Origin of the sequence: Streptomyces sp. NBC_01525 (assembly GCF_045040405.1) — a bacterium.
In the GTDB taxonomy this organism is placed as follows: Bacteria; Actinomycetota; Actinomycetes; order Streptomycetales; family Streptomycetaceae; genus Streptomyces; species Streptomyces benahoarensis.
In genome coordinates, this window is sequence record NZ_CP109397.1 from 2,488,034 (window position 1) to 2,510,174 (window position 22,141).

The window sequence follows — 22,141 nt, forward strand, 5'->3', positions numbered from 1 at the left end:
GGGAGGGCGTCCGGGCCGGGAATGCGAATCCGGCCCCCCTCTACGCTCCCGCGCACTTGTCCGTGTCCGCCCGCGGATCGAGCGCCAGCCGATACCCCCGTTTCACGACCGTATGGATCAGCTTCGGGTCGCCCATCGCCGTCCGCAGCCGGGCCATCGCCGTTTCGACCGCATGCTCGTCCCGCCCGGCGCCGGGCAGCGCGCGCAACAGGTCGGCGCGGGAGACCACCCAGCCCGGGCGGCGGGCCAGCGCCCGCAGCAGCGCCATCCCGGCCGGGGGCACCGGCCGCAGCGCGCCGTCGACCAGCACCGCCCGCCCGCGGATCTCCAGCCGCCGCCCGGCCACCGGCAACCTCCGTGCCCGGCCCGGCAGTTCCCGGCACAGCAGCTGCACCAGCGGCCCGATCCGGAAGCGCTCGGGCTGGAGGGTGGGGATGTCGTACGCCTGGAGCGGCAGCGCGGTGACCGGCCCCACGCACGCCGCCGGAACCTCCCGCCCCAGCGCCGTCACCACCACGTCGCGCACCCCGCGCTCGGCCGCCCGGCGCAGCAGCGAACTGGCCGCCGGTGCGCTGGTGAACGTCACCGCGTCCAGCCCGTGCCCGGTCAGCGCGTCCAGCAGCCGGTCCACCGGGCCGAGGTCCTCCGGCGGCAGCCAGCGGTAGACCGGCACCCCGACGACCTCCGCACCGGCCGCCCGCAGCGCCTCGACGAACCCGGGCAGCGGCTCGCCGTGCAGCTGGACCGCGATCCGCTGCCCGCGCACCCCGTCCGCCAGCAGCCGGTCGAGGACCTCCGCCATGGACTCGGACGCAGGTGACCACTTCTCGGTCAGCCCGGCGGCCCGGATCGCGCCGCGCACCTTGGGCCCGCGCGCCAGCAGCTCCACCCGGGCCAGCCGGTCGAGCAGTTCCTCGCCCAGGCCCCAGCCCTCGGCCGCCTCGATCCAGCCGCGGAATCCGATGCCGGTGGTGGCGACGACGACGTCCGGCAGGCGCGCGAGCAGATCGCGGGTGGCGGACAGCAGCTCGGAGTCGTCGGCGAGCGGCACGATGCGCAGCGCCGGTGCGTACATCACCTGCGCCCCGCGCCGCTCCAGCAGCGCCCCCAGCTCCCGCGCCCGCCGCGCCGCGGTCACCCCTACGGTGAACCCGGCCAGCGGCGGCACCTCGCCCGCCCCGTAGGGGTCGTTCCGGCCGGTACCCGCGTCGGCCGCCCGGCCCGGCCGCCCGGCGTCCGCGCCCGTACCGGCGTCCGGCCCCGTGCCCGTCCCCGTGTCCCGCTGTGCCTCGTCCATGGTCGTCGTCCCGCTCCGCCCCGCGTGGTGTGGTGCCCCCGTCCGCCTCCGGACCGCCGCGGCTCGGACGGTACCGGAACACCGAGTCTGCCAACGTCCCGTGTCGGCCACGGACCACCGGGATTTCCCACCTGTTACGGGACGATTGCCACAACCGGCACCGCCGCCCCTCCCCCGCCCCGCGTCCGGGCCCGGACGCCCCCCGGACACCGCGCCGGACGTATACGACCCGCCTCTCCGCGGCACCCACCCGGGAGCAGGCAACAACACGGCAATTCACCCGAAAACAGGGGACATTTGGGGACGGACGGCGAAGGGGAAGGCCGGTAGACTCCCTCCCCGGCCGGACCGGCCCATCGGACCGGCCGGTCGGATCCGCATCCTGGGGGAAGCGCATGAAGTGGTGGGAGTGGGCGCTCTGCGGTCTCGCCCTGGTGATCCTCGGCTGGTTCGCCGTCGGGCATCTCGTCCGGTCGGTGCGGCACACGGCCGGTTCGCTGACCGACACCTACCGCAGACTCCGCGAACCGTTCCGCTGATCCGCCACGTCCCGTAGTCCCGTAGGGGGCACGCCCGAGCCCGTACGGGACGGACGAAGACCCGTACGGCACGGACGGGAATCCCGTACGGGAAGCGCGGGAACCCCGTACGGGTCGCGGGGAATCCAGTACGGGTGCCGAACCGGCTTCTCCCGGACCACGGCCCGGTCCCGCCGCCCGGCGGGAGGCGCCCGGCGCCCCGCCCACACATCGAGAGAAGTATCGAGAGAAATCAGGGGGACGCATGATTCCGTTTCTGGGGATCTTCCTCGTCGGTCTGGGCATGGTGAGCGCCTTCCAGCTGCTGCGCGCGAGGAAGCGCGTCCACACCATGATCACCACCGAGACGCTGTCGGCGCAGGAGCTGTCGCAGCTGCACCGGGCGGCGCTCGACGCGGTCGGGCCGGGCGCGTTCCGGCAGATCGCCGAGGTCGCCGGGGTCGCCCGCCCGTCCGCCGCGGGCCCGCTGACCTCACAGCTGACCACGACGGAGTGCGTCTGGTACCGCACCCGCATCACCCGCAAGTTCGAGACCCGCGGCAGCCGCCCCCAGCAGCGGCGGCGGCGCAGCGAGGTGGTGTCCGACTTCCTCAGCCCGACCCCGTTCCTCGTCGAGGACGCCTCCGGCCGCACCACCGTGCTGCCCGGGGACGCACTGATCGACCACGCCCCGAAGACCCACGACCGGTTCGAGGTCTACGGTCCCGGCCACGACAAGCCGCTCGGCCTGATCGACATCCCCGGCGTCACCCGCAACGAGCGCACCCTCGGCTTCCAGCAGGAGGAGTGGACGGTCGCCGCCGGGTCCCGCTTCTACGCACGCGGTGAGGCCCGCGACGACGAGCGCGGCGAGCTGGCGGTCGGCGCCCCCGGGGACGGCAGCCCGTTCCTGATGGCCGCCGTGTCCGAGCAGGACCTCCTCGCCGCCGAACGCCGCAAGGCCACCGTCTTCCGCGCCCTGGCCTTCTCCTGCATCCCGGTCGGCGCCGTGCTGCTCGGCCTGGCGTACGCGCTGTAGCGGACGGTCGCCGCAGACCTCGCGGAGGGCGGGCGCCCCGGAATTCCCGGGCGCTCGCCCTGCCGGGCACCCGACTACCCCCGCACCCCCACCCCCATCACCCCCTCGTCCTCCTCCGGCAACCACGCAGGCCCCTCGGGCACCGTCAGCCACCGTCCCTCGGTGGCCAGCGCCCGGGCCGTGGCCCGTAGCGCATCCAGGCCCGGGTGGCGCAACCCCCGGCGCCACACCAGACTCACCGGCGACAACGGGACCGGGTCCACCACCGGCCGCAGCACCATCCCGGGCACCTCGATAAACTCTGTGCTCGCCAGCACCGACCAGCCCCGTTTCCGTACCATCCGGACGAACTCCCGCTCCCCGTCGATCTCCGGGAACGGCGCGGCCATCGCCACCCCCCGGCCCGCGAAGAGCCGCGCCGCGAGGTCGGTCCACTCCGTGGTCCGCGGGTTTCCGGCGGCCGCGTACAGCGTCTCCCCGGCCAGCGCGCCGAGCGGCACGGCGGCCCGCCCGGCCAGCGGATGCCCCGCGTCCAGCAGCACCGCCATCGGCTCCAGCCGCACCGGCTGCTGCGCGAGACCCGCCCGCGCCCCGGGCTCCAGCCCGGCGTACCGGCCGAACGAGACGTCCAGCCGCCCGGCCGCGATCTCCCTCGCCGCGCCCGCCAGCCCGCCGTGGAAGCGTGCCACCAGCTCACAGCTGTCCGGCAGCCGCTCCCGGGCCACCTCCAGCACCCGGTGCGCCGTCCCGACCGGCGCCCCGACATCGACCAGCAACGGCCGGTCGTCGGCGGCCCGGAACGCGTCGGCCAGCGCCTCATGGGCCGCCAGCACCCGGCGCGCGTACGGCAGCAGCCGCTCACCGTCCGCCGTCAGCGCCACCCGCCGTGTCGTCCGGACGAACAGGCTCGCCCCCACCTCCCGCTCCAGCCGCCGCACATCGCGGCTGAGCGCCTGCTGGGCGACGTACAGCCGGGCCGCGGCGCGGGTGAAATGGAGTTCGTCGGCGACGGCGGTGAAGGCACGCAGCAGCCGGGGCTCGATATCGCGGGGCATCGCACCAGCCTCGCAGCCGGGCCCGGGGCCTACGACCTCGTCCGCGATTGTCAGTGGGAGAAGGAGCGCCGCGACGCCGCTGACCATCGCGGACGAGGTCGTCACAACGTCGTTGCGTCAATGGGCTCTTGGCAGGTGTTGGACGCCCCGCGCGGCCCCGGCCACCGTAAAGGGGTGATCCTCTTCCTCGCCGCCCGCCCCGTGACCGCCCGCCCCGCGCGTGCCCGCCGCCCCTCCCCGCTCGCCCCCTACGCCCGGCTCTTCGCGCGGCCCGGCACCCGGGCGTTCACCGCCGCCGGGCTGCTGGCGCGGCTGCCCATGGGCATGCTGAACGTCAGCGCGCTGCTGATGATCGCCCGTATCCACGGTTCGTACGCGCTGGCCGGGGCGGTCACCGCCACCGCCCTCACCGCCACCGCGGTCGTCGGGCCCTGGACAGCGCAGCTCGTCGACCGCCACGGCCAGGCCCGCGTCGCCGTCCCGGCCACCGCCCTCGCCGTCGCCGGATCCGTCGCGCTCGTCCTGTGCGTCCGCGGCGGCGCCCCCGCCTGGACGCTCTTCGTCGGCGCCGCGGCGACCGCCACCACCCCCAACACCGGCGGTATGGCCCGGGCCCGCTGGGCGCATCTGCTGCGCGACGACCCGGCCGCCCGGCACACCGCCCACTCCTTCGAACAGGCCGCGGACGAACTCTGCTTCCTGCTCGGCCCGTTGCTGGCCACCCTGCTGTGCACCACGCTCTTCCCCGAGGCCGGTACCGCCGTGGCCGCGACGCTGCTGCTCACCGGTGTCCTGCTCTTCGCCGCCCAGCGCCGTACCGAACCGCCCGTCGCCGCCCCCGCCCCGAACGGCGGCCGCCCGGCCCGCTCCCCGCTCCGTACGCCGGGCCTGCCGCCGCTGCTGGCGGTCTTCGTCGCCACCGGCGCGGTCTTCGGCTCGATGGAGGTGGCCACCGTCGCGTACGCCGACGGGCACGGTGCGCGGTCCGCCGCCGGGGCGATACTCGCGCTCCAGGCGGCCGGGTCCTGCGTCGCGGGGCTGCTGTGCGGGCTGCGGCCGCCCGCCGGGAATCCCCGTCGGCGCCTGGTGGCCGCGCTCGGCGCGATGGCCGCGCTGCTGACGGCGGTGCCGCTCGCCGCCGCCACCGGACGGCTGCCGCTCGTCGCCGGGGCGCTCCTCGTCGCCGGGATGACCACCGCCCCCGCCATGATCGCCGGAATGGCGCTGCTGACGGCCCGGACGCCCGCGGAACGGCTGAACGAGGGGATGACGCTGGCGGTGACGGCGCTGCTGACCGGCATCGCGGCCGGTTCAGCGACCGGCGGCCGCACCGTGGACCTGCTGCCGCCCGGCGCCGCGGGCCCGTACGCCGTACCCGTCGCGGCGGCGACGCTCGCCCTCACGGTGGCGCTGGTGACGATGCGGCGCCCGGCAGCGGCCGAGGCGCCCCCGGAAACGACTCAGGCCCCGGCGTCCTGACGGACATCCGGGGCCTGGGCCTCACATGGGAATTGTGGAGATGGCGGGAATCGAACCCGCGTCCAACGGTGCAGAATCAGGGCTTCTCCGAGTGCAGTCCGCTGCGATTTTCTCAGCCCCGGAGATCACGCGGACAAGTCTCCGACGGGCTCAGTCACTGTTTGATTTCCTTCTGAACCCCGTGACCGGGATCAGAAGTTTAGTCCCCTAGCTGATGCCAGGATCCGGGTCGGGAACATCCCCGGGCTGACACTTCGCAGGTCGCTACTTAGGCAGCGAGGGCGAAGGAATCGCGCTTGGTGTTGGCGATTATTGGTTGCGACACATGGTTAACGAGATCATTGCCGCTTCCTCGACTCGCTTCCCCTGCTTCGACATCCGCTGTCGAAACCGATCATCCCCATGTTGTTTTTTCAAAAGCACCGTGCCCTGCCCGACGGAAGCCGGACAACGGTCACGGGACCGCACACCCTCGCTGGGGTGCATGGCCATCGTACGTGAACAACGCACGACGGTGCCAGCGTATTCCGGGGCCGGCGGCGGGTGGCCGGCCCGGGGCGTCAGCCGCGCTGGCGGCGGCGTGCCGCGGAGACCGCGCGGTCCGCCTCACGGCGGTCCTGCTGCTCGCGGAGCGTCTGCCGCTTGTCGTACTCCTTCTTGCCCTTGGCGAGGGCGATCTCGACCTTCGCCCGGCCGTCCTTGTTGAAGTAGAGCGCCAGCGGCACGACCGTATGACCGGATTCCTGGCTCTTCGCCTCCAGCTTGTCGATCTCCGCGCGGTGCATCAGCAGCTTCCGCTTCCGGCGGGCCGCGTGGTTGGTCCAGGTGCCCTGTGCGTATTCGGGAATGTGCACGTTGTGCAGCCACGCCTCGTTACCGTCGATGTGGACGAAACCGTCGGCGAGCGACGCGCGGCCCTGCCGGAGCGACTTCACCTCGGTGCCGCTCAGCACCAGACCGCACTCGTAGGTGTCCAGAATGTGGTAATCGTGGCGCGCTTTCTTGTGCTGCGCGACGAGCTTGCGCCCGGGATCCTTGTCCTTGCCCTTTTGCTTAGCCATAGTGCAGCCATTTTCGCACTACGCCCCGGTGCCCAGGCCACTCAATACCGTGACGGCCCGCGCGGTCGCCCCGTCCTCGACGGTGAGATCCGGGGTGATGCCGTGCCCGTCGACCGTCCGCCCGGCCGGAGTGCGGTAATGGCCGACGGTCAGCTCCGCGACCGAACCGTCCGGCAGCGTGCTGGGCATCTGCACCGACCCCTTCCCGAAGGTCGGCGAGCCGACGACCACCGCCCGGCCCCGGTCCTGGAGCGCCCCGGCCAGCAGCTCGGCCGCGCTCATCGTGCCGCCGTCGACCAGCACCACCAGCGGCACCCGGGTGTTCCCGCCGTCGCCCGCGTACAGCGCCCGCTGGCGGCCGTGCACGTCGTACGTGGCGACCAGGCCGCCGTCGAGGAATGCGGAGGCGGCGGCGGTGGCCTCGGCGACCAGGCCGCCGGTGTTGCCGCGCAGGTCCAGCAGGAGACCGGCGTCCGGCGGCGCGGCGCGCACCGCGTCCCGGATCGCCGCGCCGCTGCCCTTCGTGAACGCCTCGGCCCGGATCCGGACCGGGCCCGACGCCCCGGCCGGACGGTCCGTGGTGACGTCCTGGCTGCGCAGCCGGGCGCGGTGGACGGTGGTGCTCCACGTCCGGGCGCCGCGCTGGAGCGCCAGCTCCACGGGGGTACCGGCGCGGCCCCGGCCGGCCTCGTCGTCGCCGTCGCCGCGCAGCAGGGCCACGACCTCGGTGACCGGGCGGCCCCGGACCGGGCGGCCGTCGACCGCCACGAGCCGGTCGCCCCGGGCGGTCCCGGCGCGGGCGGCCGGGCCGCCGGGCCGCACCCGTGAAACCTCCAGCCGGCCGCCGCGCGCCTGCCGCAGCCAGAGCCCGACGCCGACGTAGTCCCCGTCGAGCTGCCGCTGGAAGTCCTCGAACTCCCCGGCGGTGTAGATCGTCGACCAGCGGTCGCCGCTGCGGCTGACCACCTCGGCCGCCGCCTCCGCCCCGGACTTCCCGGCGGCCATCGCCTCGGCCGCCGCCTTCTCGACCGCCGCCCGGTCGGCCGTAAGGCTGCCGGACACGGCGGACGGTTCGGGGCGGGGGTGCGCGGTGTGACCGGCGTGCCAGCTGCCCGCGGCGGCGCCGGTGGCCAGGACGGTCGCGAGGGTCAACGTCAGCGCCGCCCCGCGGCGGATGCGGCGGGGCCTGACGGACAGACACAGGCGCGACATGGCGGTGAGTCTAGGCGACACAAAGGCGCCGCACGGTGAGTTGACCGTACGGCGCCTGTTGTCAGGGGTGGGCGGATGTCACACCTTGAGGTACTTGCGCAAGGCGAAGAACGCGGCGAAGGCGGGCATCACCAGACCGATGAGGAGGATCAGTGGCAGCACGGAGACGACCGCATCCCAGCCGATGAAGTCGACGACCTTGATCTTCTCCGCCAGCCAGTTGTTGATCAGGGCGTACTTGCCGCCGACGATCAGCACACAGGCGAACGCGGCACCGATCAGGCCCGCGATGGCCGCCTCCATGATGAACGGCATCTGGATGTAGAAACTGGAGGCGCCGACCAGCCGCATGATGCCGGTCTCCCGGCGACGGCTGAACGCCGACACCCGCACGGTGTTGACGATCAGCAGCAGCGCCACGACGAGCATCAGGCCCATGACGCAGAGCGCCGCGATGCGCATGCCGTCGAGGAGGTTGAACAGCGGCTCGACGGTGTCGCGTTGGTCCTGGACCTCCTGGACACCGGGCCGTTCGGAGAACGCCGACTTGATGACCTCGTACTTCGTCGGGTCCTTGAGCTTGACCCGGAAGGACTCCGGCAGCTGGTCGGGCGTGACCAGACCGGCGACGGGCGTGTCGCCGAACTGCTCCTTGTAGTGCTTGTACGCCTGGTCGCTGGACTCGTGGAGGACCGGCTTCTGCACGATCGGCAGCCGCTCCAGGTCCGCTTTGATCTCCGCCTTCTGCTGCTCGGTCGCGGCGCCCTTGGCGCAGTTGGCGCCGGAGGTGTCGTTCTTGTTGCAGAAGAAGATGGAGACGTTGACCTTGTCGTACCAGTAGCCCTTCATGGTGTCGACCTGGTCGCTCATCAGCAGCGAGGCGCCGAACAGGCCGAGTGAGAGGGCTACGGAGACGATGACGGCGAAGGTCATCGTGAGGTTACGGCGGAGACCGACGCCGATCTCCGACAGGACGAACTGGGCGCGCATGGCGTCCTTTCAGTGCTGGTAGCCGTACACGCCGCGCGACTGGTCGCGTACGAGCCGGCCCTTCTCGAGTTCCATGACCCGCTTGCGCATCTGGTCGACGATCTGCTGATCGTGGGTGGCCATGACCACCGTCGTACCGGTCCTGTTGATCCGGTCCAGCAGCTTCATGATGCCGACGGAGGTCTGCGGGTCGAGGTTGCCGGTCGGCTCGTCCGCGATGAGGAGCATGGGGCGGTTGACGAAGGCGCGCGCGATGGCGACGCGCTGCTGCTCACCACCGGACAGCTCACCCGGCATGCGGTCCTCCTTGCCGCCCAGACCGACGAGTTCGAGGACTTCGGGGACGGTCTTGCGGATCTGGCCGCGCGGCTTGCCGATGACTTCGAGGGCGAACGCGACGTTCTGGCCGACCGTCTTGTTGGGGAGGAGCCGGAAGTCCTGGAAGACGGTGCCCAACTGGCGGCGCATCTGCGGCACCTTCCAGTTGGACAGCTTCGCGAGGTCCTTCCCCAGCACGTGCACGGCACCGTGGCTGGCGCACTCCTCGCGCAACAGCAGCCGCAGGAAGGTGGACTTACCGGAGCCCGAGGAGCCCACCAGGAAGACGAACTCGCCACGCTCGATCTCCAGGGAGACATCCCTGAGTGCGGGGCGGTTCTGCTTCGGGTAAGTCTTGGAGACGTTGTCGAATCGGATCACTGAGACACCACGGTCGACCTGGATAGGGGCACGGGTTGCCGGGCTGCGGCTCCCGTCGGTGTGCGTGACCCTACGCGAACCTCATACGGCGGCGTAGTCGGCATCCGCGGTTGGTGCGTTTGCTCACGGCGCCTACGGGACAAAACCAGTCCATTCCGGCGGGACGCGCCGTTCCGTGATCGAGCTGGCACAGTGGTAGAGGGAACACTCACGCCCCCCGGAGCGTTGGGGCGGAGGAGAAGGAGGTCGCATGACGTACGACCGATTGGTGTGCGCCAACTGCGCGGCCCCTGTGAACGAGGGCCGCTGCCCCGTGTGCCGCGCCAGCAGGGAGCGGCTCCAGCAGCAGGGCTTGTTCGCCCAGGTCAACCCGGCACTGCTGGTGGCGCTGCTGGTGGCCCTCGTCGCGGTGGGGCTGCTGCTGCACCAGGCCGTCTGAGGCCGCGGCGCGCTCACGCCCCGTGCGCGGTGACGCCGGGTGAGGTGTCCGATACGGCCCGAGGGCCCGGAGCGCGTGTGCGCTCCGGGCCCTCGGTCGTGGTGCGACGGGTCGGCGTCAGGCCGCGGCCGCGCCGCCACCGTTCTTGTTGATCAGGCGGGGCATCAGGCGGAAGCCGATACCACCGGCGATCATCGTCGCGGCGCCCACGAGCAGGAAGGTCGTGCCGGAGGCACCGGTCTCGGCCAGCTCGCCGCCCTTGGGCTGCTGCTTGGCCGGGCCGGGGGTGTCCCCGATCTGCTCGTTGGCCTGGCCCGGCTGCTCGATCGGCTTGCTGCCGGCGTTGTCGGTGCCGGTGCCGTCGCCGGTGGAACCGCCGGTGCCGTGGCCACCGGTGCTGCCACCGTTGCCGTGACCACCGGTGGAGCCGCCGTTGCCGTGACCGCCGGTGTTGCCACCGTTGCCGTGACCGCCGGTGGAGCCACCGTTGTCGTGGCCACCGGTGTTGCCACCGTTGTCCTGGCCGCCATCGGTGGTGCCGCCGTCGGTGGTACCACCGTCCGTGGTGCCACCGTCGGTCGTGCCACCGTCGGTCGTGCCACCGTCGGTGGTGCCACCATCGGTCGTACCACCGTCCGTGGTGCCGCCGTTGTCCTGGCCACCGTCGGTGGAGCCGCCGTCGGTGGAGCCGCCGTCGGTACCGGCGATCGAGCCGCCATCGGTACCGGCGATGGAGCCGCCGTCGGTGCCCGCGATGGAGCCGCCGTCGGTGCCCGCGATGGAACCGCCGTCGGTGCCGCCGTTGTCCTCACCGCCGGTGGTGCCGCCGTCGCCGTTGCAGAACCAGTGCAGCGGGTCCAGCGGGCTGCACTGCTCGGGCTTGTCCGCACCCGCGGGCGTCGCCGCGGAGGCCGCGCCGGCGGCGGTGAGCGACGCACCGGCCGCGATCACCGCACTGGCCGCAATGCGCGCCACGCGCAGCCGCGTCTTCTTAGTCATATGTCTGCTACCCCCAGTAGCTGAACTCGTCATGGGAGCACCGCTGTACGGGGGTGCGGACCGGGGCGTACGTCCTGGCACCGCTCTCGGGCGGGCCCGCCGTTTCCCCGTTCGACGCACGCCACGGACAGACGCATGCCGCGCCCAGCCTTCCGAGTTCTCCCGGCATCGTCAAGGTCGAATAAAGTCCAGACGTCCGAAAGAGTAGGAATTGGGCGTTACATGGACGTACGACTGTGACCTAACCGCCGAAAGCAAAAACAACCGCCCTCCAGGGAGGAGCAGTTGTTTCCGCGTCAAAACGGGAGGGAGCGGGCGAAAGCCGATGGAGGCGGCGACGCCGGTGAACCGGGCGCGGGCGCCCTACTTCCCGGCCTCCTGCTCCTGCTGCTTGCGCCAGCGGATGCCTGCCTCCAGGAAGCCGTCGATGTCACCGTCGAGGACGCCCGTCGGGTTGCCGACCTCGAACTCCGTCCGCAGGTCCTTGACCATCTGGTACGGGTGCAGGACGTACGAACGCATCTGGTTGCCCCAGGAGTTGCCGCCGTCGCCCTTGAGCGCGTCCATCTTCGCCTGCTCCTCCTGGCGGCGGCGCTCAAGGAGCTTGGCCTGGAGGACGTTCATCGCGGTCGCCTTGTTCTGGATCTGCGAGCGCTCGTTCTGGCAGGAGACGACGATGCCGGTGGGGAGGTGCGTCAGGCGGACCGCGGAGTCCGTGGTGTTGACGCCCTGACCGCCGGGGCCGGACGAGCGGTAGACGTCGACCCGCAGCTCGGACTCGTCGATCTCGATGTGGTCGGTCTGCTCGACGACCGGCAGCACCTCGACACCGGCGAACGACGTCTGGCGGCGGCCCTGGTTGTCGAACGGCGAGATGCGCACCAGGCGGTGGGTGCCCTGCTCGACCGAGAGGGTGCCGTAGGCGTACGGGACGTTGACCGCGAAGGTGGTCGACTTGATGCCGGCCTCTTCGGCGTACGACGTTTCGTACAGCTCGGTCTTGTAGCCGTGGCGCTCGGCCCAGCGGAGGTACATGCGCTGGAGCTTCTCGGCGAAGTCCGCGGCGTCCACGCCGCCGGCCTCGGCGCGGATGTTGACCAGGGCCTCACGGGAGTCGTACTCGCCGGAGAGCAGGGTGCGGACCTCCAGCTCGTCGACCGCCTTGCGGACGGCGGTCAGCTCGCTCTCGGCCTCGGCGCGGGTGTCCTCGTCGCCCTCGTCCTCGGCCAGCTCGAAGAGGACCTCCAGGTCGTCGACGCGGCCGCGCAGTTCCTCGGCGCGGCGCAGCTGGCCCTGGAGGTACGAGAGCCGGCTGGTGATCTTCTGTGCGCTCTCCGGGTCGTCCCACAGGGACGGGGCCGCGGCCTGCTCCTCAAGCACGGCGATATCGGCCCTCATCTTGTCGAGGTCCAGGACGGCCTCGATCGACCCCATGGTCGAGGAGAGGGACTTCAGCTCTTCGGAAACATCGACGACTGCCACGCACCCAGCCTAACGGCTGCCGCCGAGAGTGTGCCCCGGCCCTGTCAGGGAGCGGCGGGATCGGGCTGCTCGATCCCGGGACCGGCATCGCCCGGATCGCCATCGCCCGAGGCCAGCCAGGTGCCCAGGCCCACCGCGACGAGCAGGGCGGCGGCCGCGGTGCCGAGCCGGATCCGGCGGCGGCGCACCACCTCCGGTGACGACCGGTGACGGGCCGACCCCGCACGGCGCTCGCCCGCCGCCCGGGGGGCGCGCGCCGTGCCGTGCGCGCCGCCGGCCAGCTCGTCCGGGCCGGGGACCCGCATGCTGGTGTGCGTCTCGCGGTTCGAGTCGGGCGCCGCGCCCTGGACGAGCGCCACGGAGCCGCGCGGCGGCGTGACCTCGCCCACGGCGGACGGTCCGGCGTCGGCGTCCTTGGGGGCGGCCTCGTCCTCGGCGGCGCCGTCCGGGCCCTCCTCGTCGTCCGGCTCGTCGATGTCGAGGGGCGGCATCCCGGCCAGCCCCGGGAGCAGCTCGCGCAACCGGGCGGCCAGCTCGGGGGCGCGCAGCCGGGAGGCGGGCGCCTTGGCGAGGCACTGCAGGAGCAGCTGCCACAGCTCGTCCGGGATACCGGGCAGCGGCGCCACCCGCTCGGTGACATGGCGCCGCAGCACGGCGCCGGGGTGCCCGCCGCCGAACGGCGTGAACCCGGCCAGCAGCTCGTACAGGACGGTGGCCAGCGCGTAGACGTCGACGGAGGCACGCGGCGGGAGGCCCTCGATGATCTCGGGGGCGAGGTAGTCGGGGGTGCCGATGACCTTGGCCGAGCGGAGCGCTGCGGAGCCGGAGCCAGACGCCGGCGGGGGCAGGCGGCGCGGGGAGTCGACGAGGCGGGCGATGCCGAAGTCGGTGAGCAGCGCGGGGTGCGCTCCCCCGGGGCCGAGGGGGCCCTGCATGTCCAGGAGGACGTTCTCCGGCTTGACGTCACGGTGGACGATCCGGGCGGCGTGCGCGGCGGCGAGGGCGTCGGCGACGTCGGCGGCGATGGCGACGGCGGCCTCCGGGGCCAGCCGCCGTTCGCGCTCCAGCCGGGTGCGCAGGTCGGTGCCGCGGACCAGGTCCATGACCAGGGCCAAGTCGTTGCCGTCGACCACCAGGTCGCGTACGCCGACGACCCGCGGGTGGTCCAGGCTCAGCAGCGCCGCCCGTTCCTGGACGAAGCGGCCCACCAGCTCCTGGTCGGAGGCGAGGTCCTCACGCAACAGCTTGATGGCCACGGCCCCTTCGGGGCCCTCACCCAGCCATACCGTGCCCGCACTGCCGCGTCCCAGGATCTGGTGGGCGGTGTACCGGCTGCCGATCTTCCGTGCCAAGACTGCTCCGACGTGTCGGGCCCCCGAGCGTCCTGCGGGGGCTGAGGTTGACGTCAAAGCTACGCGGACGGCGGGGCGTTCCGTGCCCGGGACGGCGGCAACCTTCCGTTCTGGGGGAGAAATCACCGCCGGAAGTCGATAAATCCACCGGATGACCCGGGGTGCGGCCAGCGGAAAGGCCGGTACCCCGGGCGTGTCGCCCGGGGCACCGGCCTCGTCAGATCCCGTTGATGAAGTGCTTGACGTCGTGGTAGATCGAGCCGATCTGCTCGAAGAAGCCCTTGGTCGTGCCGATCCACTCCTGCGGGATCATCTGCCAGATCAGCCAGGCGGCGACGAAGAGGATCACGAGGGTGAACAGGCAGCCCTTGAGGCAGCCGAGGCCCGGGATCCGCATCGGGTTGGCGCTACGGCGGCGCGGCTCCCGGGGCGGGCGGGGCTCGCGAGCCGGCGGGCGCTCCGGTTCGTAGCGCTGCGGCGGCGGCTCCTGGCGGCGCTGCGGGGCCGGCGGGCGCTGCTGCTGCGGGGGCTGCTGCTGGGCGTACGGCACCGGCGCGGGCTGCGGGTGGTACGGCTGCGGCGGGGCCGGGCGGCGCTGCGGGCGGCGGCGCAGCGGGTCCTCGCTCGGGTCGAGGTACTGCACCTGCGTCTGGTCGTTGCGGTCGCGCGCGGCCCGCATCTGGGACTCCCAGGGGTGCGGCCCGTCGGGCTCCTGGGGTCCGCCCACGGGGGGCGCGCCCGGCATCGGCGGCACGGGCGGCATGGCGCGCGTCGGGGCGGGCCCGCCGGGGGCGCCGGTCGAGGGCAGCACGCTGGTGGCGGCGGCCGGGTCGACGGCGGCGGCGCCGGTGGGCAGCACCTGGGTGGGTTCCGCGTCGCCGCTGCCGCCGGTGTCCGTGCCGGGGACCTGCGCCGGGGACGGGTCGGGGGCGAGCAGCGCGGCGACGCCCAGCGCCGCCTCGGCCTGCTCCGGGGTGGCGTGCGCGCCGACACCGGCGGCGACGGTGCGCAGCGCGCGGGCGAGGTTCTCGGCGCTCGGCCGCTCCTCGGGGCGCTTGCGCAGACAGCGCTCGATGACCGTCCACAGGGGCTCGGGGACGGACCCGGGGCGCTGCGGCTCCTCGCTGAGGTGGCGGTGCAGCACCTCCAGGGCGGTCGATCCGGCGAACGGCGGGCGGCCGGTGACCAGTTCGTACAGCAGGATCCCGGCGCCGTAGATGTCCACGGCGGAGGTCTGCGGGCGGCCCTCGGCGGACTCCGGGGCGACGTAGGCGGGGGTGCCGACGAACTCGTGGGTGCGGGTCAGGCCCGGGGAGTCGGCGAGGCGGGCGATGCCGAAGTCGGTCAGCATCGGGTGCATCTCGCCGTCGCCGTCGGACCCGGAGAGCAGGACGTTGGCGGGCTTGAGGTCGCGGTGGACGACGCCGTCGGCGTGGCTGGCGGCGAGGGCGTCGGCGATCTGCGCGGTGAGCAGCGAGGCGGCCACCGGGCTGAGCGGACCGTTGTCCCGGAGGTAACGGTGCAGGTCGGGGCCGTCGACGAGGTCCATGACCAGGGCCAGCAGATCGCCTTCGACCACGAGGTCGCGGGTGCGGACGATGTTGGGGTGGGTCAGGCGCAGCAGGACGGAACGCTCCCGCAGGAAGCGCATCACCACGTCCGCGTCGTTCGCCAGCTCCTCCTTGAGGACCTTGATCGCGACCGTCTCGCCGGGCTCACCGGCGACGGCCGCCTCGGCGCCCGCCGTCTCCCGCTGGTGCGCACGCCAGACGGTGCCCGTGGCGCCGCGTCCCAGCGGCTCGTCGAGCAGGTACTTGCTGCCTACCGGCCGCACGTCATGCGCTCCCTGGTCGGTGATCAACTGTTGCCGGTCCGCTGGGTCGTCCGCGGCCCGTCGCCCCACTGTAGTTGCCGCCGCTCCCGCCGTCGGCGTTGCGCTGCCGCGTCGCCCGGGGTGGCCCGGCCGTCGGTGGTGGCTCGTGCGGGAAGACGCGAGGTGCGGACGGATGGTTGCGCGGGGTGTCCGCGCCGCGGCGGGGGCGGTTTTCGGCCGGACCGGGCGGACGGGGCGGGGCCGGAGTCCGCCGTCATCCCCCGCCCCCACGGCGTCACGGGCCCCGAGCAAGATCATTACGCCCCGGTCGGCGGACGGGTTGTCGGTGGCAGGTGCGAGGATGCACCCAGCACACGTGCCGTGGGGGGACGTTCCGGCCCGCGGCGTGACAGGTGGGACTTGTACGAGCCGATGCGCTCGGGCGCGGTGGGGGGTTGAGCGGACCCGTCGCCGAACTCCCCGGGCAGAAGGGACCGTTGACGGTGATGCAGATCCGGCTGACCGTCCTGGGGCCGCGCGGCGGCCACCCCGCACGCGCCTGTGACGTGCTCGTGACGGCCCCCGCCGGGACCGCGCTCGCGGCGGTGGCCGGTTCGCTCGCGGCAGCGGTCGCCGGGCCTGGCGCGGACGCCGGTGGCCCGGTCGTGCTGTACGCCGGGGCCGAGCGTCTCGACCCGCAGCGGGCGGCGCTCGGCGAGCCGCCGCTGATCGACGGCGCGGTCCTCTCCCTCCAGTCCCCCGGCCCCGACCCGGCGCACGGCCTGCCGCACGGTCCGGCGCGGCTGCGGGTGGTCTCCGGGCCGGACGCGGGCGGCGTCCATCTGCTGCACGGCGGCCAGATCCGCGTCGGCCGCTCCGCCGACGCCGATGTGCCGCTGGACGACCCGGACGTCTCCCGGATGCACTGCGCGGTGACGGTCGAGCCGGACGGCGCGGTCTTCGTCGCCGATCTGCGCTCCACCAACGGCACGACGGTGGACGGCACCGAGATCTCCGGCGGGCCCGCGCGGCTGGGCCCGGGCGCCCTGCTGCGCGTCGGCGAGTCGGCGCTGCTCCTCCAGCCCCCGGCCGGCGCGCCGGATCCGGCGCTGGCGACGACCCCGGACGGCGAGGGCCATCTGCGGCTGCGCCCGGGCGCGCCGTCCGGGCCCGCCGGTTCCGCCCCTGGCGAGGACGGCCCCGTTCTCCCGGGGGGCGCCCCGGCCCCGACGGTGTACGGCCGGGGAACGGGCACGCCCGGTCACGGCGCCCCGGGCGGGCAGGGCGCCCCGGGGGTGTTCGTGCCCGGGAGCCGCCGCCCGGAGCCGGTGCCGCCCGCCGCCCCGGTGCCGCCCGCCGACGCGGACGGCGCCCCGGCCGCGTACGACTACGACGCGTACGGCGCGCACCACCCCTACGGCACGGCGCCCGGGGACGGGCCGGAGCGGGCCCGGCAGCGGCGGGACACCCCGCTGCACGGCACCCGCCCGGACGCCTTCGGCCCGTCGGACGCCACCTCGTCCGGGGAGGGGACGCACGGCGGGCAGCTGTCGCTGGCCCCGCCCGACGAGGCGGCGCGGCGGGCCGGGCGGCGCGGCGGAATCGGCGCCTGGGCGCGGCGGCTCGCGGGCGGCCGCCCGGCGGTGGACGGCCCGGAGGAGCCCGACGCCCCGGAGCCGCTGGCTGGGGCCGAGGCCACGGCGGGCCCGGTGCCCGCGGATCCCGGCGCGGCGGAGCGGTGGCCGGACGCCGCCGCGGTGCTGCTGACGGCGCTCGGCCCCGGCCCGCGCCTGTGGGAGCGCGACCGGAACCATCCGGATGCGCTGACCGTCCGCCTCGGGACGGCGTCGCGCGCCGGTGGCCGGGTGGCGGAGCCGGTCGCCGTGGAGCTGCGGCGGGCCGGTTCCCTGGGGCTGGCCGGTCCGCGGGAGCGGCTGGCCGGGCTGGCGCGTTCGGTCCTCGCCCAGCTGGCCGCGCTGCACGCCCCCGGCAGCCTGGAGATCGTGCTGCTCAGCACGGACCGGACGCGCGCCGCCGAGGAGCGGGTCGCCGACTGGTCGTGGTTGGGCTGGCTGCCGCACGTCCGCCCGGCCCATGGGCAGGACTGCCGGTTGCTGCTGGCGTACGACAAGGAGCAGGCGGCGGCGCGTACGGCGGAGCTGGTGCGGCGGCTCGACGACGGGCCGCTGGGCCCGGGCTGGGCGAGCGCCGAGCGGGCGGAGATCGCCGCGGCGGCCGCGCAGCACCAGGGGGCGTTCACCGTCGTGCTGGTCGACGGCGATCTCGGGTCGTCGGCGCTGCGGGAGACCGCGGCGCGGCTGGCGGCCGGGGGTCCGGCGGCCGGTATCCATCTGCTGTGTCTGGCCGAGACGCCCGCGGCGTCCCCGGCGTTCCCGCTGGCCGCGACGTACGAGGCGGCCCGGGTGGCGTCGCCCGCGTTCGGGGAGTGCGGGGCGGTCGCGGTGCTCAGCGGTGATGTGGCGACGGCGCTGCGGGTGGTCCAGCCCGGTTCGGGGCCCAACGGCACGGTCGCCACGCTGGACGCGGTTTCCGGCGCGTGGGCGGAGCGCGTCGCGCGGGCGCTGGCGCCGCTGCGCGAGACGGACGCGGCGGGCGGCGGCCGGGCGGCGCCCCGGGTGGCGGCGCCGCTGCCCGGCTCCTCCCGTCTGCTGGACGAGTTGGGGCTGGCCCGCGCCACCCCGGCGTCGCTGATGGCCCGGTGGGCGGCGGCGCTCGACGGCGGGGCGTCCGGGGCGGCGGCCGTGCTCGGCGCCGGGCCGCACGGTCCGCTCGCCGCCGATCTCGCCGTCGACGGCAGCCATCTGCTGCTGGAGGGCGCGCCGGGTACGGGCAAGACGGAGCTGCTGCGGTCGCTGGCCGCCTCGCTGGCCGCCGCCGACCGGCCCGATCTGCAGTCGCTGGTGCTGGTGGACGGCGGCGGCACCGAGCGCGGCGAGGGCCTGCGGCTCTGCACCGAGCTGCCGCATGTCACGACGTATCTGGCGGCGTCGGACCCGGTCCGGATGCGGGAGTTCGCGCAGGCACTGTCGTCGGAGCTGAAGCGGCGCGCGGAGGTCCTGGGCGGTACGCCGTTCGCCGAGTGGCGGGCGAAGCATCTACCCGCGCCGCGGATCGTCGCACAGCGCCGTACGCCCGAGGGCGCCGAGCCGGACCCGTCGCCCACCGGCACGCTGCGGCTGCGCTCGCGCGGCGGGGAGGCGGCGCCGGACGTGGCGCCGATGCCCCGGCTGTTCGTGCTGGTCGACGACTTCGACGCGCTGGTCGCGCCCGCGCTGGGCAGTACGGGCCGCCCGTCGGCGGGTTCGGTGGTGCGAGCCCTGGAGGCGGTGGCGCGGGGCGGCGCGGAGCTGGGCGTCCATCTGATCGCCGCGACCGGCCACCCGGAGCGGACCGCGGAGACGGCGACCAGCGAACGAGCCGGGCTGCGGGCCGTGCTGGGAGAGCCGGACGATCCGTCGGAGCCGGTCCCGCCGGGCCGGGGCGTGCTGCACCGCACCCGCGACGGTGCGTCGACCCCGTTCCAGGCGGGCCGGGTGACCGGCCGGATACCGCGTACGGCCACGCTCCGCCCGACGGTCGTCCCCCTGGAGTGGTCCCGGATGGGCGACCCGCCGACCCGCCGCCCGGTGCGCGAACTGGGCAACGGCCCCACGGACCTGGCCCTCCTGGCCAGCGCCCTGCAACGCGCCGCCCAGTCCTCGGGGGCGGCGGCGGGGCCACCGCTGGTGTGAGGGGGCGGGCGGGGGCTTCGTCCTTGGCCTGAGCCCGGCCTGCCCGGGGCCGTCCGGGCCGGGCAGGTGCACGGCCTGATCACGCCCGGCCCCGGCCCGTCCCCGTCCGGACCCGCAGGGCTCTGCCCGGTCCCCTTGCCCGGGCCGGGTCTGTCCGGGAGCGCCGGACCGGGACCGGCCGTCCCGCCCGGGGCCGGCCGCTGCGGGCCCGCGTCGCGTACGGTCGATGCCGCCAGGCGCGTACGCAATCCTGCGACGGCGGGCGGCCACGGGGTCCGATGGGCGCCAACTCCCTTGCATCTCATCGGAGTTGAAGGCAAACGGAGGGGCGCCGGGCCCAGCCCTGAGCCTCCGAGCGCCTACGCGCCCGTGCCACCGGGGGCGGTCCCGGATTCCGGTTCCGTACGCCCCGTTTTTCGCCACCTTCCGTTCACTTCGCGCCGCCTACGATGACGGCCGCGCCGACGCGGCACGCCCCTGGCACCACCGCGCGCCGTACGCCGCAAGCCGTCGGATCCATGCCGTAAGCCGTCAGATTCCCGACCGTCTGGAGACGGACTGCACATGACTGCTCCCCTCGCGGACCACCGTGCACAACTGCCGCGCCCCACCCGGCTCTCCGAGGTCAAGGGGTGGTTCTTCACCGCGGACCAACTGCTCTTCGACTGGTTCCTCGCGTACCAGCGGACCGCGGGGCACCGCGGTGACCTGCTCGAACTCGGCGCCTACCTGGGCAAGAGCGCCATCTTCCTGGGCGCGCGGCTCGGGGACGGCGAGCGGTTCACGGTCTGCGACCTGTTCGACTCGCCCGCCGAGGACACCTCGAACACCAAGGAGATGGCGAAGTCCTACGCGACGCTGACCCGCCGCGCCTTCGAGGCCAATTACCTCGCCTTCCACGACGCGTTGCCGGACATCGTCCAGGGCCTCAGTTCACGGGTGCGCGACCACGTCGCGGAGGACAGCGTCCGTTTCGCCCATATCGACGCCTCGCATCTGTACGAGCACGTCCACGGCGACATCCTGGCCGTACGGTCTCTGCTGACCGGCACGGGCGTGGTGGTGCTGGACGACTTCCGCGCCGAGCACTGCCCGGGGGTGGCCGCGGCGACCTGGCAGGCGGTGGCCAACGAGGGGCTGCGTCCCGTGTGCATCACCGGCACCAAGTTCTACGGCACGTGGGGCGACCCGGAGCCGCTGCGGGCGGCGCTGCTGGAGTGGCTGGCCGGGCAGGACGGCGTCTGGCACGAGGTGCAGCAGGTCAACGGCGCGCCGCTGATCCGGATCAGCGCGAAGGACGCGGCGGAACCGGCGCACCCGGTCTCCCGGTACCGCGCGGCCCCCGGGCCGAAGGCCGCGCGGGCGCCGGAGCACGTACCGGGGTCCGTTCGGCGCGGCCCCGCGCGCCCGGGGCGGGGGCCGCTGCGGCGGCTGGCGGCGGACTGGCTGCCACCGGCCGTCACCCGGGCACTCGTGGCGGCACGGCGGGGCCGGACGGCACGCCGCTGAGCGACCCGGCGCACCCCTGGCCCGGCCCGGGGCGTGTCCGGGGCGTGTCCGGGGCGTGTCCGTGTCCGCAAAGTCCCGCCTGGCTCGCGACGCCCTCCGGGCGAACGACGGGACTTTACGGACACCCCCCGGCGCACGCGGCCGCCCGCGCGCCCCGGCGGTCCGGGGCGCGCCGTCCGGGTTCAGCCCGGCAGCCACTCCGTCGGCACCCGTGCGGCCAGCACGAACGCGTTGGCACCCAGGACCTTCCCGGCGGGGCGCGGCAGCGGGAACGAGTAGGTGCGGCGGACCGACAGTCCGGCGGATTCGGCGTAGGCGCGCAGCAGCGTGAAGTCGGTGAAACGGCCGGCGCCGCGGTGACCGGCCTCCTGCGGGGTGATCAGCACGACCCCGCCGCCCGGCCGCACGTACGGCAGATAGGCCCGCAGCAGGCCCTCGACCTGTTCGTCGTCGAGGTGCTGGAGGACCTGCGCCGACAGCAGGGTGTCGAAGCCACCGGGCCGGGCGTGGGCGCTGGTGAGGAAGGCGTCGGCGGTGTACGCGGTCAGGCCCCGGGCGCGGCAGATGTCGGCGGAGTGCGCGTCGTGGGCGATCCCGACGCTGCCCGGCGCGCAACCGGCCAGGGTGTCGCCGGTACCGCAGCCGATGTCCAGCACCCGCCCGGCGCCGATGCGGCGCAGCGCCCGGCGGTAGGGCGCGCGCGGCGGGCGCAGCCAGGGCAGCAGCGGCCGGGGGGCGTCCTGCGCACGGGCCGGTGGACCGGTGCGGACCGGCGGGGCGGCTTCCGCGACGCGGCGGGAGGCCGGTGTCCGGCGGGCGGCGGGAGCGGTGGGGGCGGCGGGGGTTTCGGTCCGTCCGGGCATCCCGGGCATCGAGGTCACCTTTCCCTGGGGACCCGGCGACGACCGGGCCCGCTACGGCATCGGCTCCGGTCTACGGCATCGCCCCGGGCCACGGCGCACACCACGCCGACCGGCGGCGGGCGGTCCCCGGCACGGGGGCGTCGGGGGCGAGGGGCGACGGGGGCAGGGGGCAGGGGATCCGTCCGGCCCGCCCGGTGTCGCACGCGCGCGGACGACCGCCGCGCCGCGCGAGCGGTCGTCGTCCGGGCCGGCCGGGGCCCTGCGGAACTGCGGGGCCCGGCCGCGCCGGGGCACATGCGCCCCGGCCCACGCGAGGGCTCAGCCGTCCGACGGCCCGGGCCCCGGCCGCACCGCGGCGCACGGTCCCCGGCTCACGCGAGGGCTCACGGCCCGGGCGGGCCCGGGCCCCGGCCGCACGGCGGCGCACGCGCCCCGGGCCGGGCGAGAGCGCCGTCCAGCGAGGCCGGGTCCCTCACCCTTTCAGCGCAGATCCGGTGACCGGGGCGGGGCCGGATGAGTTGTCCACCTCAGTTCCCCGCCCCGGTTCCGGCGCGGTGGTTCCGGTCCCGGAGTGCCCGGTTC

Annotated in this window: 17 protein-coding genes and 1 other RNA gene; 6 read left to right on the plus strand and 12 right to left on the minus strand. The window is 74.6% G+C overall.

All coding sequences use genetic code 11. From position 1 onward, the window contains the following. Positions 1-40 precede the first annotated feature (40 nt). Positions 41-1,297 (minus strand): uroporphyrinogen-III synthase, encoded by a 1,257-nt coding sequence (locus OG422_RS11055; RefSeq protein ID WP_405742350.1) that lies wholly within the window; start codon positions 1,295-1,297, stop codon positions 41-43. A 395-nt stretch (positions 1,298-1,692) separates the two neighbouring features. Here OG422_RS11055 and OG422_RS11060 point away from each other — a divergent pair, with 395 nt between their 5' ends. Next, entirely contained in the window at positions 1,693-1,836 is a 144-nt protein-coding gene (locus OG422_RS11060; protein ID WP_405742352.1) for a hypothetical protein, read from the plus strand. A 244-nt stretch (positions 1,837-2,080) separates the two neighbouring features. After that, on the plus strand, positions 2,081-2,854 hold the full coding sequence (locus OG422_RS11065; RefSeq protein WP_405742354.1) for a GIDE domain-containing protein: 774 nt from the start codon (positions 2,081-2,083) through the stop codon (positions 2,852-2,854). 74 nt (positions 2,855-2,928) lie between these two features. Here the strand turns inward: OG422_RS11065 and OG422_RS11070 are convergent, their stop codons facing one another. Next, complete coding sequence (locus OG422_RS11070) at positions 2,929-3,909, minus strand: LysR family transcriptional regulator (protein ID WP_405742356.1); 981 nt, start codon at positions 3,907-3,909, stop codon at positions 2,929-2,931. Between the two features lie 120 nt (positions 3,910-4,029). Between OG422_RS11070 and OG422_RS11075 the strand changes: the two genes are divergently transcribed. After that, entirely contained in the window at positions 4,030-5,388 is a 1,359-nt protein-coding gene (locus tag OG422_RS11075) for an MFS transporter (RefSeq protein ID WP_405742358.1), read from the plus strand. 32 nt (positions 5,389-5,420) lie between these two features. Here OG422_RS11075 and ssrA read toward each other — a convergent pair. The 5 genes from ssrA to ftsE form a co-directional block, all read right to left on the minus strand. After that, positions 5,421-5,790, minus strand: a transfer-messenger RNA (tmRNA) gene (gene ssrA, locus OG422_RS11080). A 158-nt stretch (positions 5,791-5,948) separates the two neighbouring features. Further along, positions 5,949-6,449: an SsrA-binding protein SmpB gene (gene smpB, locus OG422_RS11085; RefSeq protein WP_143942508.1), complete on the minus strand. Its 501-nt coding sequence runs from the start codon at positions 6,447-6,449 to the stop codon at positions 5,949-5,951. A gap of 18 nt (positions 6,450-6,467) precedes the next feature. Beyond that, positions 6,468-7,661: a S41 family peptidase gene (locus tag OG422_RS11090; protein ID WP_405742361.1), complete on the minus strand. Its 1,194-nt coding sequence runs from the start codon at positions 7,659-7,661 to the stop codon at positions 6,468-6,470. Between the two features lie 78 nt (positions 7,662-7,739). Next, the gene (gene ftsX / locus OG422_RS11095) at positions 7,740-8,651 is read right to left on the minus strand and encodes a permease-like cell division protein FtsX (RefSeq protein ID WP_143942506.1); all 912 of its coding nucleotides are present in this window, start codon (positions 8,649-8,651) and stop codon (positions 7,740-7,742) included. Positions 8,652-8,660: 9 nt separating this feature from the next. Continuing rightward, complete coding sequence (gene ftsE / locus OG422_RS11100; protein WP_143942505.1) at positions 8,661-9,350, minus strand: cell division ATP-binding protein FtsE; 690 nt, start codon at positions 9,348-9,350, stop codon at positions 8,661-8,663. Between the two features lie 250 nt (positions 9,351-9,600). Between ftsE and OG422_RS11105 the strand changes: the two genes are divergently transcribed. Then, positions 9,601-9,789, plus strand: a complete 189-nt coding sequence (locus OG422_RS11105; protein ID WP_143942504.1) for a hypothetical protein — start codon at positions 9,601-9,603, stop codon at positions 9,787-9,789. 117 nt (positions 9,790-9,906) lie between these two features. Here OG422_RS11105 and OG422_RS11110 read toward each other — a convergent pair whose 3' ends face one another. The 4 genes from OG422_RS11110 to OG422_RS11125 all read right to left on the minus strand — a co-directional run bounded on the left by OG422_RS11110 (position 9,907) and on the right by OG422_RS11125 (position 15,456). After that, positions 9,907-10,788, minus strand: a complete 882-nt coding sequence (locus tag OG422_RS11110) for an LPXTG cell wall anchor domain-containing protein (RefSeq protein ID WP_405742364.1) — start codon at positions 10,786-10,788, stop codon at positions 9,907-9,909. A 363-nt stretch (positions 10,789-11,151) separates the two neighbouring features. Then, positions 11,152-12,270, minus strand: a complete 1,119-nt coding sequence (gene prfB / locus OG422_RS11115) for a peptide chain release factor 2 (RefSeq protein WP_143942503.1) — start codon at positions 12,268-12,270, stop codon at positions 11,152-11,154. Between the two features lie 44 nt (positions 12,271-12,314). Further along, positions 12,315-13,622, minus strand: coding sequence for a serine/threonine protein kinase (locus OG422_RS11120; protein ID WP_143942502.1), 1,308 nt, complete (start codon positions 13,620-13,622; stop codon positions 12,315-12,317). A 217-nt stretch (positions 13,623-13,839) separates the two neighbouring features. Beyond that, positions 13,840-15,456 (minus strand): serine/threonine-protein kinase, encoded by a 1,617-nt coding sequence (locus OG422_RS11125; protein ID WP_405742367.1) that lies wholly within the window; start codon positions 15,454-15,456, stop codon positions 13,840-13,842. A gap of 485 nt (positions 15,457-15,941) precedes the next feature. Here OG422_RS11125 and OG422_RS11130 point away from each other — a divergent pair, with 485 nt between their 5' ends. Continuing rightward, on the plus strand, positions 15,942-19,187 hold the full coding sequence (locus OG422_RS11130; RefSeq protein WP_405747731.1) for an FtsK/SpoIIIE domain-containing protein: 3,246 nt from the start codon (positions 15,942-15,944) through the stop codon (positions 19,185-19,187). Between the two features lie 564 nt (positions 19,188-19,751). After that, positions 19,752-20,696 (plus strand): class I SAM-dependent methyltransferase, encoded by a 945-nt coding sequence (locus OG422_RS11135; protein WP_405742369.1) that lies wholly within the window; start codon positions 19,752-19,754, stop codon positions 20,694-20,696. A 182-nt stretch (positions 20,697-20,878) separates the two neighbouring features. On the opposite strand, the gene OG422_RS11140 is transcribed toward OG422_RS11135, so the two are convergent. Continuing rightward, positions 20,879-21,568 carry a class I SAM-dependent methyltransferase gene (locus OG422_RS11140; RefSeq protein WP_405742371.1) on the minus strand — a complete coding sequence of 230 codons (690 nt, stop codon included), beginning with the start codon at positions 21,566-21,568 and terminating at the stop codon, positions 20,879-20,881. Positions 21,569-22,141: the final 573 nt, after the last annotated feature.

Excerpts from the sequence above, each read along its gene's own strand:
- OG422_RS11055 (WP_405742350.1), bottom strand. The coding sequence starts at position 1,297 with ATGGACGAGGCACAGCGGGACACGGGGACGGGCACGGGGCCGGACGCC.
- OG422_RS11060 (WP_405742352.1), top strand. The coding sequence starts at position 1,693 with ATGAAGTGGTGGGAGTGGGCGCTCTGCGGTCTCGCCCTGGTGATCCTC.
- OG422_RS11065 (WP_405742354.1), top strand. The coding sequence starts at position 2,081 with ATGATTCCGTTTCTGGGGATCTTCCTCGTCGGTCTGGGCATGGTGAGC.
- OG422_RS11070 (WP_405742356.1), bottom strand. The coding sequence starts at position 3,909 with ATGCCCCGCGATATCGAGCCCCGGCTGCTGCGTGCCTTCACCGCCGTC.
- OG422_RS11075 (WP_405742358.1), top strand. The coding sequence starts at position 4,030 with ATGGGCTCTTGGCAGGTGTTGGACGCCCCGCGCGGCCCCGGCCACCGT.
- smpB (WP_143942508.1), bottom strand. The coding sequence starts at position 6,449 with ATGGCTAAGCAAAAGGGCAAGGACAAGGATCCCGGGCGCAAGCTCGTC.
- OG422_RS11090 (WP_405742361.1), bottom strand. The coding sequence starts at position 7,661 with ATGTCGCGCCTGTGTCTGTCCGTCAGGCCCCGCCGCATCCGCCGCGGG.
- ftsX (WP_143942506.1), bottom strand. The coding sequence starts at position 8,651 with ATGCGCGCCCAGTTCGTCCTGTCGGAGATCGGCGTCGGTCTCCGCCGT.
- OG422_RS11105 (WP_143942504.1), top strand. The coding sequence starts at position 9,601 with ATGACGTACGACCGATTGGTGTGCGCCAACTGCGCGGCCCCTGTGAAC.
- OG422_RS11110 (WP_405742364.1), bottom strand. The coding sequence starts at position 10,788 with ATGACTAAGAAGACGCGGCTGCGCGTGGCGCGCATTGCGGCCAGTGCG.
- OG422_RS11130 (WP_405747731.1), top strand. The coding sequence starts at position 15,942 with ATGCAGATCCGGCTGACCGTCCTGGGGCCGCGCGGCGGCCACCCCGCA.
- OG422_RS11135 (WP_405742369.1), top strand. The coding sequence starts at position 19,752 with ATGACTGCTCCCCTCGCGGACCACCGTGCACAACTGCCGCGCCCCACC.
- OG422_RS11140 (WP_405742371.1), bottom strand. The coding sequence starts at position 21,568 with ATGCCCGGGATGCCCGGACGGACCGAAACCCCCGCCGCCCCCACCGCT.